11 protein-coding genes are annotated in these 12,578 nt (G+C 71.5%); 4 read left to right on the top strand and 7 right to left on the bottom strand.

Translation table 11 applies throughout. The features are described from left to right. Nucleotides 1-71: 71 nt before the first annotated feature. Together ald and ACIA8R_RS15315 are read left to right on the top strand one after the other, a co-directional pair. Nucleotides 72-1,187, top strand: a complete 1,116-nt coding sequence (ald, locus tag ACIA8R_RS15320) for an alanine dehydrogenase (protein ID WP_364104775.1) — start codon at nt 72-74, stop codon at nt 1,185-1,187. Between the two features lie 74 nt (nt 1,188-1,261). Next, nucleotides 1,262-1,756 carry an EF-hand domain-containing protein gene (locus tag ACIA8R_RS15315; protein WP_364104772.1) on the top strand — a complete coding sequence of 165 codons (495 nt, stop codon included), beginning with the start codon at nt 1,262-1,264 and terminating at the stop codon, nt 1,754-1,756. A 59-nt stretch (nt 1,757-1,815) separates the two neighbouring features. Here the strand turns inward: ACIA8R_RS15315 and ACIA8R_RS15310 are convergent, their stop codons facing one another. Beyond that, a complete protein-coding gene (locus ACIA8R_RS15310) occupies nt 1,816-2,517 on the bottom strand; it encodes a DUF3105 domain-containing protein (protein WP_357700835.1) in 702 nt (233 codons plus the stop codon). A gap of 121 nt (nt 2,518-2,638) precedes the next feature. Between ACIA8R_RS15310 and ACIA8R_RS15305 the strand changes: the two genes are divergently transcribed. Continuing rightward, entirely contained in the window at nt 2,639-3,280 is a 642-nt protein-coding gene (locus tag ACIA8R_RS15305) for a DUF305 domain-containing protein (protein WP_357700837.1), read from the top strand. A 56-nt stretch (nt 3,281-3,336) separates the two neighbouring features. Continuing rightward, a complete protein-coding gene (locus ACIA8R_RS15300; protein WP_397038798.1) occupies nt 3,337-4,758 on the top strand; it encodes a phytoene desaturase family protein in 1,422 nt (473 codons plus the stop codon). A 51-nt stretch (nt 4,759-4,809) separates the two neighbouring features. Here the strand turns inward: ACIA8R_RS15300 and ACIA8R_RS15295 are convergent, their stop codons facing one another. The 6 genes from ACIA8R_RS15295 to ACIA8R_RS15270 form a co-directional block, all read right to left on the bottom strand. Continuing rightward, nucleotides 4,810-5,859 (bottom strand): low specificity L-threonine aldolase, encoded by a 1,050-nt coding sequence (locus ACIA8R_RS15295; RefSeq protein WP_357700841.1) that lies wholly within the window; start codon nt 5,857-5,859, stop codon nt 4,810-4,812. Continuing rightward, nucleotides 5,856-6,485 (bottom strand): SDR family NAD(P)-dependent oxidoreductase, encoded by a 630-nt coding sequence (locus ACIA8R_RS15290; RefSeq protein WP_397038796.1) that lies wholly within the window; start codon nt 6,483-6,485, stop codon nt 5,856-5,858. The genes ACIA8R_RS15295 and ACIA8R_RS15290 overlap by 4 nt, the downstream gene beginning before the upstream one ends. Continuing rightward, on the bottom strand, nt 6,482-8,545 hold the full coding sequence (locus tag ACIA8R_RS15285) for a DUF6421 family protein (protein WP_364093742.1): 2,064 nt from the start codon (nt 8,543-8,545) through the stop codon (nt 6,482-6,484). Before ACIA8R_RS15285 ends, ACIA8R_RS15290 begins: the two co-directional genes overlap by 4 nt. A 70-nt stretch (nt 8,546-8,615) precedes the next feature. Next, on the bottom strand, nt 8,616-9,272 hold the full coding sequence (locus ACIA8R_RS15280) for a response regulator transcription factor (RefSeq protein WP_357700847.1): 657 nt from the start codon (nt 9,270-9,272) through the stop codon (nt 8,616-8,618). A gap of 70 nt (nt 9,273-9,342) precedes the next feature. Continuing rightward, nucleotides 9,343-11,037, bottom strand: a complete 1,695-nt coding sequence (locus ACIA8R_RS15275) for a serine/threonine protein kinase (RefSeq protein ID WP_397039238.1) — start codon at nt 11,035-11,037, stop codon at nt 9,343-9,345. Continuing rightward, nucleotides 11,037-12,515 (bottom strand): zinc ribbon domain-containing protein, encoded by a 1,479-nt coding sequence (locus ACIA8R_RS15270; protein ID WP_397038794.1) that lies wholly within the window; start codon nt 12,513-12,515, stop codon nt 11,037-11,039. Before ACIA8R_RS15270 ends, ACIA8R_RS15275 begins: the two co-directional genes overlap by 1 nt. Nucleotides 12,516-12,578 lie beyond the last annotated feature (63 nt).

Genomic DNA, 12,578 nt, shown 5'->3' with positions numbered 1-12,578 from the left:
GAGATCGGAGGAAAAATGGAAATGAGAACGCAGGTTGTCGGCAACTTTCCACGCGAACGAGGGATGACCCCATGAAGGTCGGAGTTCCCCGCGAGGTCAAGAACAGCGAATACCGCGTCGCACTCACCCCGGCGGGCGTCCACGAACTGGTACGCCACGGGCACCAGGTCCACGTCGAGCGGGAGGCGGGCCTCGGCTCGGCCGTCCCGGACGACGACTACGCCGCGGCGGGCGCCGTCATCGCGCCGCACGCCGACGAGGTGTGGGCCACGTGCGACCTGATCATGAAGGTGAAGGAACCGGTGGCCGAGGAGTACCACCGGATGCGCAAGGGCCAGATCCTGTTCACCTATCTCCACCTGGCCGCCTCGGGCCCGCTGACCAGGGCCCTGCTCGACTCGGGCGTCACGGCCATCGCGTACGAGACCGTGCAGAACAAGGACGGCTCACTGCCCCTGCTCGCCCCCATGTCGGAGGTGGCGGGACGGCTGGCGCCACAGGTCGGCGCGTACCACCTGATGCGCTCGCAGGGCGGCAGGGGCGTGCTCATGGGCGGCGTGTCCGGCGTGCGGGCGGCGAACGTGGTGGTGATCGGCGCCGGGGTGTCCGGCATGAACGCCGCCGCCATCGCGCTCGGCATGCAGGCCGAGGTGCTGCTCCTCGACCGCAACATCGACAAGCTCCGCCAGGCGGACATGATCTACCAGGGCCACTGCCAGACGGTCGCGTCGAACACCCTGGAGGTCGAGAAGGCCGTGCTGGAGGCGGACCTGGTCATCGGCGCGGTCCTGGTGCCGGGGGCCAAGGCGCCCATGCTGGTCACCGACGACCTGGTGAGCCGGATGAAGCCGGGCTCGGTGCTGGTGGACATCTCGATCGACCAGGGCGGCTGCTTCGAGGGTTCACGGCCGACCACGCACGCCGAGCCGACGTACCGGGTGCACGAGTCGGTCTTCTACTGCGTGGCCAACATGCCGGGGGCGGTGCCGCACACCTCGACGTTCGCGCTGACCAACGTGACGCTGCCGTACGCGCTGGCGGTCGCGGGCAAGGGCTGGCGCGAGGCGGTCCGTACGGACTCCGCCCTGGCGGCGGGCGTGAGCACCCACGAGGGACGCCTGACCAGCCGGCCGGTGGCCGAGGCGCACGGCCTGGAGTGGTCGCCGCTGGAGGAGGTGCTGGCCTGAGCGCCTGGCCTCCGGAGAACCGACAGGTTACGGTGAGTCACAAGACGATGACGATCTGTGACCATGGAGGCTTGATGGACCCGGTGCTCCTGCGCGACAGCGCTGAACGCAACTTCGACGACCTCGACACCGACGGCGACGGCTTCCTGACCAGGGACGACTACGTCGCGCTGGCCCGGCACCGCATCCACCGGGCCGGCGCGCGGCCGGACACCCCCGAGGCGAAGAAGGTCGTCGAGGCGTTCGTCGACGCCTGGGACACCCACGTCCACGCCCTCGACGCCGACCGCGACGGCCGCATCAGCAGGGAGGAGTACGTCGAGTCGTTCCAGGCGCTGGTGCGCACGGGCGCGCTGGACGGCGTCCTGAACCCCATGTCGCGCGCCACCTTCGACCTCGCCGACCACGACGGCGACGGCGAGCTCACCGTCGAGGAGTTCCGCACCCTGTGGATCCGCGAGGACGGGCTCTCGGCCGCCTTCGACCGGGCCGACGCCGACGGCGACGGCCGCATCACCTTCGAGGAGTACGCGCGCCTGCGCCGCGGCCTGCTCGTCGGCGAGCTCTAGCGGGAACACGTCGAAGGGCCCGGCCGGAGCCGGGCCCTTCGACGTGTTCCGAACGCGTGCTACTTCGACTGGGTGGGCGAGGGAGCGAGCGTCTCCATCGGGGTGTTGCCGGTCGGCTCGGGCGGCAGCGGGGCCTGGTCGGACGTGGTGGTGATGGCGTCCTGGCCGCCGCAGATGGCGCCCGGCTCAGGGGTGTCGGCCCCGTTCTGGTACTTCTTGATGAAGGCCTTGAGCTTGGGGTCGGCGGGGTCCTGCAGCTTGAGCTGGTGGCCCCACGTCGAGGCGACCAGCGGCGCGGGCAGGCCCGGGTAGGGGCTCACCAGCATGTAGTCCTGCTGGCCCGTGGAGGTCGCCACTTCCTTCAGCGCGTCGATCTGCGCCTTGGGCAGGTCGGGGCGGTAGGTGATCCAGACCGCGCCGTGCTCCAGCGAGTGCACCGCGTGCTCGTTGTGGATCGGCTTGTCGTAGACCGCGCACTGCTGCCAGTAGTTGTTGTGCTCGCCGCCGACGGGCGGGGTCTCCTTGTACGTGACCGTCTTGGCGACGTGCTGGCCGGCCTCGTACTTGTAGCTGGACACCGCGTCGAGCGAGGTCGCGCGGGCCTGGTTGACCAGGTAGATCCCGACCACGCCGACGAGGACCACGACGATGAGACCGCCCGTCCCCCACATGAGCAGTGCGGCGCGGCGTTGTTTGCGCTGCTGCTCGGCCCGCATCTTCTGCAGATGCTCGCGCCTCGCCTGCGCCTTCTCCTTCGTCATCGTCCCTCCATCGGCGTACTGACTGCGGTCACCCTATGCCCTACCGGCGTATGCGGAGAATAAGGGGCGCATAAGCGTCGGATCACAGCTTCGCGCGGGGCATGGGTAGTCTGGAGCGGCCATGGAAAAGCCCGCAAGAAAACCCGTTCTGATCCTCTGCGCCGTGCTGGTGCTCGCCGCCGCGGCGGCCCTGCTGTTCGGCAGGGACGGCACTCCTGGAGACTCCTCGCCCGAAGCCGGGTTCGCCCGCGACATGGCCACGCATCACGCGCAGGCCGTGGAGATGGCGTTCGTCATCCGGGACAAGGGCCCGGCCAAGGAGATCAGGAACCTCGCCTTCGACATCATCACCACGCAGTCCAACCAGCGCGGCATGTTCCAGGGCTGGTTGCAGCAGTGGGATCTCGGTCAGGCGACCGACCAGCGGCCGATGGCCTGGATGGCGGGCCACGGCCACGGGGCCACGCCCGCCGCGCCGGGCGCGATGCCGGGTGCGATGCCGGGCATGGCCTCGCCGCAGGAGCTGGCCAAGCTCAAGGAGCTGCAGGGCGTCCAGGCCGAGGTGCTGTTCCTCCAGCTCATGATCCGCCACCACGAGGGCGGCGTGGAGATGGCCGAGGGGCTGCTGAAGCTGTCCAAGCGGGACGAGGTGGTCAGCATGGCCCAGAAGATCGTCCAGGGGCAGAGCGGTGAGATCAAGCTGATGACCGACCTGCTCAGGCAGCGTGGCGCGCAGCCGTACCCGTCGATCCTGGCCTCCTGAGCCCCGCGCGGGGGCGCGTGAGAGGCTGGAGACCCGGAGCGGGAAGGGCGGGCGCCATGATCACCGCAGGAGCCGAGACCGTCGTCGTGGGCTCGGGGCCCAACGGGCTGATGGCCGCCGTCATGCTGGCCCGCGCCGGGCGTGAGGTGCTGCTGCTGGAGGCGGGCGACCGGTTCGGCGGCGGGCTGCGTTCCGGCGAGCTGACGCTGCCCGGCCGGGTCCACGACCTGGGCGCCACCGTGATGGCGATGGCGCTGGCCTCGCCCGCGTTCCGGGCGCTCGATCTCAAGGGGGTCGAGTTCGCCCACCCTCCGGTGGCCGCCGCCCATCCGCTCGACGACCGTCCGGCCGTGCTCCTGCACCGAGACCCCGCCCGTACGGCCGAGGGGCTGGGCCGGGACGGCCGGGTGTGGCGGGCGACCGCGGGCGCGGCGGCGCGGGGCGGGTTCCCGCTCATCGACCTGCTGCTCAGCCCGCTCGGGCCGTGGCGGGCCGGTCCTGGCACGTTCGCGCGGGCGGCCGGGTTCGGGGCGGCGGCCGTGCTGCCGGCCACGACGTTCGGCCGGGGGGCGCTGCGGACCGTCGAGGGGCGGGCGCTGCTGGCCGGGCTGTCCGCGCACGCCATGCTCGACCTGCGCTCCCCCACCAGCGCCGGCTACGGGCTGGTGCTCGGGGCGCTGGCGCACCTGGTCGGCTGGCCGGTCGTGCGCGGCGGCTCGCAGATGCTGGCCGACGCCCTGGTGGCCGAGCTGAGGTCGCTGGGCGGCGAGGCGGTCACCGGCCACCGGGTCGAGCGGCTCGACGAGCTCGACGCCCGGACGGTGGTGCTCGACGTGACGCCCCGGCAGTTCCTCGCGATGGCCGACCTGCCCGCCGGGTATCGCCGGAGCCTGCGCCGCTACCGGTACGGGCCCGGCGTCTTCAAGCTGGACTGGGCGCTCGACGGGCCGGTGCCGTGGCGTGACCCGGAGGTCGCGCGGGCCGGGACCGTGCACCTCGGCGGCACGCTGGAGGAGATCACGCTCGCCGAGGCCGAGATCGCCGCCGGACGGCTCTCGCCCCGCCCGTACGTGCTGGTCGTGCAGCCGTACGCGGCCGATCCGACCAGGGGCGGGCACACGCTGTGGGCCTACTGCCACGTCCCCAACGGCTCGCCGGCGGACATGACGGACGCCGTCGAGGCCCAGATCGAACGCTACGCGCCCGGTTTCCGCGACCGGGTGCTGGCCAGGCACGCGACGGGCCCGGCCGGCCTGGAGGCGGCCAACCCCAACCTGGTCGGCGGCGACATCGGCGGCGGGCTCAACGACCTGGTCCAGTTCGTGCGGCGGCCGGTCTGGTCGCCCGCGCCGTGGCGCACCCCGCTGCCGGGGGTGTTCCTCTGCTCCTCCGCCACGCCGCCGGGCCCCGGCGTGCACGGGATGGGCGGCTGGCAGGCCGCCCGCCTGGCCACCCAGGCGGAACGGCACGCCTCCTGACGGCTCCGGTGGAGCGGACGGCCTCCTGACCGCCGGTCAGGAGGCCGCCGGTCAGGCCCGCATCTCCTCGGCGACCGCCGCCGCGAACGCGTCGACGTCCGCCTCGGTGGTGTCGAAGGAGCACATCCAGCGCACCTCGCCGGTCGCCTCGTTCCAGGTGTAGAAGCGGAAGCGCTTCTGCAGCCGCTCGGTCACGTCCTTGGGCAGGATCGCGAAGACCGCGTTGGCCTCGACGGGCCGGGGCACCGTGACGCCCGGGATGCGCGCCACGGCCTCGGCCAGCCGCCGTCCCATGGCGTTGGCCTGCCGGGCGTTGCGCAGCCACAGGTCGCCCGAGAGCAGCGCCTCGAACTGGGCCGAGACGAACCGCATCTTGGACGACAGCTGCATGAACGTCTTGCGGATGTAGTCGACGCCGGTGGCCGCCTCCGGGTTGAGCACCACGACGGCCTCGCCGTACAGCAGGCCGATCTTGGTGCCGCCGAAGGACAGGACGTCCACGCCCGCGTCGGTGGTCAGGGCCCGCATCGGCACGTCGAGCGCGGCGGCGGCGTTGGTCAGCCGCGAGCCGTCGAGGTGGACGAGCAGGCCGAGCTCGTGCGCGTGCGCGCAGATCGCGGCGATCTCCTCGGGCGTGTAGACCGTGCCCCACTCGGTGGTGTTGGAGATCGACACCACCTTGGGCTGGGCCCGGTGCACATCGCCGAAGCCCCACGCCTGGCGGTCGATCAGCTCGGGGGTGAGCTTGCCGTCGGGCGTGGGCACGGTGAGCAGCTTGATGCCGCCCGCCACCTCGGGGGCGCCGCCCTCGTCGGTGTGGATGTGCGCGCTCTCGGCGCAGACGACCGCCTCCCAGTGGGCGGTCATCGCGCGCAGCGAGACGACGTTCGCCGCCGTGCCGTTGAAGACCGGCCAGGCCCGCGCCCGGTCGCCGAAGTGCCGCTGGAACACCTGCTGCAGCGCCTCGGTGTAGACGTCGTCGCCGTAGGCGATCTGGTGACCGCCGTTGGCCTGGACGATGGCCTGGAGGATCTCCGGGTGCACGCCGGCGTAGTTGTCGCTGGCGAACGCCTTGAGCTGGGGGTCGTGCCGGGGGATCAAGAAGTGAGGTCCAATCGGGTGCCGTTGATGTCTGCGGCGGGGCGGTCGTAGAGGCCGGCGATCGCCTCCGCCAGGTCGCCGACGTCGGTGAAGCCGGGGAACTTCGCCTCCGGCTTCGCGGCCCTCATGGCGTCGTTGACCAGGGCCTTCACCACCAGTATGACCGCTGCCGCGTTCGTGCCGGACAGCGCGTCGGCCAGGGAGAGCGTCCACGCCTCCGAGGCCGCCTTGGCCGCGGAGTAGGCCGCGCCGCCCGCCGTGGGGCGCTGGGAGGCCTTGGCCGAGACGATGACGAACCGGCCGTCGTCGCTCTTGCGCAGCAGCGGCTCGAAGGCCAGCGACACGTGCTGGAGCGTGCGGATCAGCAGGTCGTGCAGGACGTCCCAGTCCTCCAGGCTGGTGTCGGCGAACGTGCGCGAGCCGCGCCAGCCGCCGACCAGGTGGACGACGCCGTCGACCCGGCCGTGCTCGGCGTCGATCCGCGCCGCCAGGTCCTGGACGGCCGCGCGGTCGAGCAGGTCGACGTCGTCCTTGTCGACCCCGATCACGGTGTGCCCCCGCTTGCGGAAGTGCTCGGAAACGGCCTCTCCCGTGGGGCCGCCGGCCCCCGTCACCAGGATGATCATGCGCGGATCCCCTTAGTCGAATCGACCACGTCTGTCAGCTTACGGCGCAGGGCCTCGTAGAACATGCTGAGCGGGAACTCGTCCGGCAGCACCGCGTCCACCTTGGCCTTCTGCTCCTCGGGCAGCGCCTGCACGCCCTTGGCCCACACCGAGCCGGGGGCCGGCGGCACGTACGCGCCGACCAGCTCGTGCGCGGCCAGCCAGTGCGCCAGCTTGGACCGGTCGATGCTGTCGCGGTACAACTTCTCGACCTCGCCCCGCAGGTCGGCCACGCCGTCGGCGACACGCTCCCAGTCGATCGTGAGCCGGTTGTCGGTCCAGCGGACGATGTCGTTGCGGTGCAGGTAGGCGAAGAGCAGCTGGCCACCGAGCCCGTCGTAGTTGCGCACCCGGTCACCGGTGACCGGGAACCTGAACAGCCGGTCGAACAGGATCGCGAGCTGGACGTACCGGGCGTGCGGCACGCCCTTGGCCTCCAGCTCCACGGCCTCGCCGAACGCGGTCAGGTCGCAGCGCAGCTCCTCCAGCGAGTACAGCCAGTACGGCATCCGCTGCTTGATCATGAACGGGTCGAACGGCAGGTCGCCGTGGCTGTGCGTGCGGTCGTGGATCAGGTCCCACAGCACGAACGTGTCCTGGGCGAGCTGCTGGGAGTCCAGCAGGCGGGCGGCGTCCGGCGGCAGGTCGAGCCTGAGGGTGGCGGCGGCCGCCGCCGAGACCCGCCGGAACCTGGCGGCCTCGCGGTCGGCGAAGATGCCGCCCCAGGTGAAGCGGGCGGGCGCCTGGCGCACCGCGACCGTCTCGGGGAACAGCACGGCCGAGTGGGTGTCGTAGCCGGAGGTGAAGTCCTCGAACGCGATCGGCACGAACATCGGGTTGTCGTAGCCGCCGGCCTCCAGCCGGGCCAGCCAGTCGGGCCAGATCGTCCGGATCCAGACGGCTTCGAGGTTGCGGTCGAGGTTGCCGTTCTGGGTGTACATGGGGAACACCACGACGTGCTCCAGGCCGTCCACGCGCTGGGTGTCGGGGTGGAACAGGTCGAGGGCGCCGAGGAAGTCGGGCACGCCGAGGTCCTGGTCGGCCCAGGCGGCCAGGTCGTCCTGGACGGCCTGGAGGTAGGCGGCGTCATGGGGGAAATAGGGCGAGATCTCGGCCACGCGGCGGCCGATCTCGGCGACCAGCGCCTTGGCCCGCTCCTTCTCCTCCGGCACCGAGCCGTCCTTGACCTGCAGCGGCCTCAGCTCCTCCACGGCCTCCTTGAGCCGGGCGAACAGGGCGGCCTTGGCCTCGTCCCGGGCTCCGGCGGCCTCGTCGCCGCCGGGGACGCGGGCGGCCCAGGTGATCACGTTGCCCCAGAGCCTGCGGTGGTCGTAGTCCTCGATCGAGTCGTCGCCGAACAGGTCGGAGTCGGCGAACACGACGACCCGGCCCTTGCCGTGCCGCAGGGCGACGGCCAGCGGCGCGCCCGCCGGGTCGGCGGTGGCCGAGGTGGCGAACAGGACCGTCGCCTCCTCGGGAGCGGTCAGCACGCCCGAGCGGTAGAAGCAGGCCCGCTGGACGCCGGCCAGCACGCCGTCGCCCGTGGCACGCTCGCCGAGCACCCAGGTCGCGACCTCGCGGTGGGCGTTCCCCGGGTCGCGCACGGTCGTGTGACCGACGCCCACCCCGAAGCGGGAGAGCAGCTCGGCGACATTGTTGCCGTACTTGTCCTGCTCCTCCTCGGCCAGCACCACGAGCCCGCCGCCCTCGGCCACGAACGACTCGACGGCATCCAGCTCGGCGGCGGCGAAGACGGGGCTGCCCTGGCCGGTGGTGCGCTCCCACCGGTCGCCGGACGGGTGGGCGATCACCAGCACGTCCTGGCCGGCCAGGGTCCCGGCCGTCAGGGAGCCCTCGGTGTGGGCGAGCACGTCGTGCCCCAGATGGCGCAGCACGGCGGCCGCGCGCGCGTAGCTGTTGTCGTCGGGGTGGGCGGGATTGATGGTCTCGGCGACGTCGCGGCGGATGGTCCACGACTCGCTGTGGGCCTCGTCGAACAGCACTCGGGGGAACGATGGCATGAAATATCTCCTGTTACTACCGCCTTCTCACGGAAAATATACACATACGTACCCCCCTGTCCGTCAAACCTCAGGCCGCACCCGGGCGCACAACCCCTGATTCGTAGGCGAAGACGACCGCCTGGGCCCGGTCCCGCAGGCACAGTTTCATCAGCACCCTGGCCACGTGCGTCTTGACGGTGGCCTCGCCGACGTACAGGTCTCTGGCGATCTCGGCGTTCGTCAGGCCCCTGGCCAGCAGCCGCAGCACCTCCAGCTCGCGCGGCGTCAGCTCGGCCAGCATCGGCGAGGGCGTGGGGTCGGCGCGCCCGGCGAACGTGGCGATGACCCGGCTGGTCACGGCCGGATCGAGCAGCGCGTCACCGGAGTGCACCACCCTGATCGCCTCCAGGAGCTGCTCGGGCGGCGACACCTTGAGCAGGAACCCGCTGGTCCCGGCGCGCAACGCGGCGTAGAGGTTCTCGTCGGTGTCGAACGTGGTCAGCGTGATGACCTTGGGCGGCGAGGGGGTGTCGAGCAGTTCCTTGGCCGCGGCGAGCCCGTCGAGCCGGGGCATGGAGATGTCCATGAGGACGATGTCGGGTCTCGTGCGGCGGGCCACCGCGATGGCCTCGCGTCCGTCGCCGGCCTCGCCGACGACCTCCATGCCGGGGTCGCTCTCGACGACCATGCGCAACCCGGCCCTGACCATCGCCTGGTCGTCGGCGATGACGATTCGTATGCCCACACGCGGAGGGTAGACGCCGGATGCCCGGCTTGGACACCCAGGTCAAGCCGGGCACAAGTCACTTACAAGTCTACGAAGGGCGCACGCTCTGCCTGATACGCGTCTGGACCGCGTCGTCGCAGGTGTTCCTGGCACAGAAGTACATCACGAGCATGGTCTTGGGCTGCCGGTCGATGACGTAGCTGACGAATCCGAGCCGGGTGCCGCTGGCCGGGTCGTGCAGCGCGCCGTCGAAGCGGGTGGCCGGGCTGTCGCCCGCCTGGTCCTGGACCGGCTTGCCCAGGTCCACCTGGCCGGGCAGCAGGTTGTCCATCTTGCTCTTCATCTGCTCGGAGTCGCCGCCCGCGTCGAGGGTGTCGGAGACCTGGACGTACACGCCCGCGGCGCTGTCGGGGTCGTCGGCGACGATCTGGGAGACGGCCGACCAGTCGGCCCCCGGACCGGCCACGAACAGCGACTCGAACTCGGTGGCGTGCGGCGAGGCCACCGCGAACAGGTCCTGGTGGGTGCGCGCGGTCCAGTCGCCGGGGTAGTCGAAGGCGAGCGGCGCGGCGGCGCTGGCGGCGTAGCGCGACCAGGTGTCGCCGCGGTGGTTGAAGATGATCATCGCGACCAGCGCCAGCGCGGCCACGGCGGCCACCAGTGTGACGGCGACGATCGGCAGCCGCCCCGGACGCCTGGCCGGGGCCGTGGGATGGGTGGGGGCCGCGCTGTGCGGGTTGGCCGCGTGCGGCCCGGAGGGCTGTCCCAGGCCGTGCGGGCCGGTCTGCGGCACCGCGTACGGACTGAGCCGCGATCCGGTCTGAGGGGCCGCCTGAGGCCCGGTACGGGGCCCTGTGGCCGGCCCGTGAACCGGCCCCGGAACCGGCGCCGCGTGCGGGACCGGGTGGGGCCCCGAGGGGTGCCGGCCGCCCGGCTCGGCGTCCTGGCCGCTGATCGCGTCGCGCAGCGCGGTCACGAACTCGGAGCAGGTGGCGTAGCGCTCCTCGGGCGCCTTGGCCAGCGCGCGCGACATCACGGTGTCCACCTGCGGCGGCAGCTCGGGCCGCAGCTGCGTCAGCGGCACCGGCTGCTCGGCCAGGTGCGCCCACAGCAGCGCGATGTCGTTCTCCCGCTGGAACGGCAGCCGCGCGCTCAGCGCCTCGTAGACCACGCAGGCCAGCGCGTACTGGTCGCACCGGCCGTCGATGTGCTCCTTGTTGATCTGCTCGGGCGACATGTACCGGGGCGTGCCGATGAACTGGTCGGTCTGGGTCAGGCCGGAGATCGACGAGCGGTGCTTGGTGATGCCGAAGTCGGTCAGGTAGACGTGGTCGCCGGCGAGCAGGATGTTGGCCGGCTTCACGTCGCGGTGGATCAGGTCGTGGGCGTGCGCGGCGTCGAGCGCGGCGGCCGTCTGGGCGAAGATCTGGTTGGCCTGGGCGATCGGCAGCGGACCCCGGTCGTAGATGAGCCTGCGCAGGTCGAGGCCGTCCACGTAGCGCATGGCGATGTACAGGACGCCGTCGGCGTCGGCGTTGGCCTCGTAGATGGGGATGATGTTGGGGTGCTCGATGCTGGCGACCGTCCTGGACTCCAGGATGAACCGCTGGCGGAACCGGTCGTCCACGGAGAGCACCGGGTTGAGGATCTTCAGCGCCACGCGGCGGCTGAGCCGGGGGTCGAGCGCCAGGTAGACGACGGCCATGCCGCCCTTGCCGACGATGTCCTCGATGTAGTACCCGGCCACCTCCTGGCCGATGAGCGATCTGTCGTTCAATTGCATCACGTCTCGATGGGATGGCCGCAGTAGCCGCAGAATCGGTGGGCCGGGCCGAGCCTCATGCCGCACGAGGTGCAGTACTTGACCGGCGGCGTGTCGGGGGCGGTCATCACCTGCTGCTGCTGCGGGACCATCTGGAACGGCTGCGAGCGCCGTACGACGACGGTCTGGCTCCCGGCGTCGTCGAACGGCGGGGCCGCCGCCAGGGGCTCGGGCAGTTCGGCCGGTCTGTCCGGCGCCCGCCGCCGCCACAGCAGGTACACCCCGCCGCCCGCGGCGATGAACAGCACCCCGGCCGCCACCAGGAAGGGCCATATCGGCGTCGACCGCGACAGGGGGGCCACGGCCTGCTTGGTGCCCTGGTCCTCGGGCCCGCCGCGCTTGGCCAGGGACGTCTTGAGCAGCGTGGCGGCCACCACGTTGCCGGGATACAGCTCCAGCACGCGCTGGAAGCCCGGCGCGGCCTCGGTGTAGTACTTGGTGTGGTAGCGGGTCAGCGCGGCCTCGAAGGCGGTGTCGATCGCGCCCCTGCGCGGCGCGACCTTGGCCGCGGCGAGGGTGGCGGTGATCTCCCTGACGCCCAGCATGGTGGCCTCTTTGCCGCCGCCGATGAGCAGGCCGATGACGTGCCCGTCCTTGTCGCCGATCACCGGCGCGCCGGCCAGGCCCTGGTCGACCAGGGCGCCCAGCTTGACCGGCTCGTCGACCTTCTTCTCCGGGTCGGCGAACGGCCTGCCGGTCGCGCCGGCCTGGCCGCCCTTGGCCAGGTGGGCGATCTGCACGGTCTCCTGGACGCCGGGCCCGGGACGGCCCGTGAAGCCGGCCACGTTGGTCGGCGAGCCCTCCTGGTCGGGCACCTTGTCGGCGAGCGGCGCGGTCGGCATGCCGACGCTGCCGGCGGCGGGCGTGAGCGGGACCAGCACGGCGGGGGTGTCGGGGGTCTTGCCGGCCTTGATGCACTTGTACTTCAGGCCCGTGCTCGGCGGCGAGACGTTGGGGAACACCGTGATGTCGGTGGTGACGTCGATGATGCAGGTGGCGGTGCTGGTCTTCGGCGGGTAGCACTCCTGCAGGTGGTGGTTGAGCTGGTCGTCCTTGAGGGTGTGCTTCTTGTAGTCGAGCGGGATCTTGACCTTGTGGTGCTCGGCGAAGATCTTGTTGGCGGCGTAGATCGCGACGTCGTCCGGGTTGACGGCGTTGCGCCTGAGCGTGACGACGTCGCCCTCGGGGTTGACGACGGCCCCGGTGCCCGACGCGAACGGCAGGTCGTAGGAGCGCTCCACGTGTTTCAGCTCGCCGATGTGGTCGAGCAGGGTGATCTCGACGTGGGACACCGCCTCCACCCGCACCACGGCCGGCGTCACCAGGTCGGTGATCCCGCTCGGATGGTTGTGGGCGGCGGCGGGGGCCGCGAGCAGGGGGATCGCGAGCAGCACGAGGACCGCCGCCACGCCGCCCGCCAGAGCTGTGATGCGCGCCATCTTCGCTCCAAACACTGAATAGGTCCAGGTTCCCAATCAGATGCCGTAAGTCAAGGGATCAAT

Source organism: Nonomuraea sp. NPDC051191, from assembly GCF_044455665.1.
GTDB lineage: Bacteria > Actinomycetota > Actinomycetes > Streptosporangiales > Streptosporangiaceae > Nonomuraea.
Note: the sequence above shows the minus strand (reverse complement) of the source record. Positions and strands in the feature narration are given on the sequence as shown.

Coding starts and splice junctions, on each gene's coding strand:
- ACIA8R_RS15285 (WP_364093742.1), bottom strand. CDS start 8,545: ATGCCATCGTTCCCCCGAGTGCTGTTCGACGAGGCCCACAGCGAGTCG.
- ACIA8R_RS15305 (WP_357700837.1), top strand. CDS start 2,639: ATGGAAAAGCCCGCAAGAAAACCCGTTCTGATCCTCTGCGCCGTGCTG.
- ACIA8R_RS15270 (WP_397038794.1), bottom strand. CDS start 12,515: ATGGCGCGCATCACAGCTCTGGCGGGCGGCGTGGCGGCGGTCCTCGTG.
- ACIA8R_RS15290 (WP_397038796.1), bottom strand. CDS start 6,485: ATGATCATCCTGGTGACGGGGGCCGGCGGCCCCACGGGAGAGGCCGTT.
- ald (WP_364104775.1), top strand. CDS start 72: ATGAAGGTCGGAGTTCCCCGCGAGGTCAAGAACAGCGAATACCGCGTC.
- ACIA8R_RS15315 (WP_364104772.1), top strand. CDS start 1,262: ATGGACCCGGTGCTCCTGCGCGACAGCGCTGAACGCAACTTCGACGAC.
- ACIA8R_RS15310 (WP_357700835.1), bottom strand. CDS start 2,517: ATGACGAAGGAGAAGGCGCAGGCGAGGCGCGAGCATCTGCAGAAGATG.
- ACIA8R_RS15300 (WP_397038798.1), top strand. CDS start 3,337: ATGATCACCGCAGGAGCCGAGACCGTCGTCGTGGGCTCGGGGCCCAAC.
- ACIA8R_RS15275 (WP_397039238.1), bottom strand. CDS start 11,037: ATGCAATTGAACGACAGATCGCTCATCGGCCAGGAGGTGGCCGGGTAC.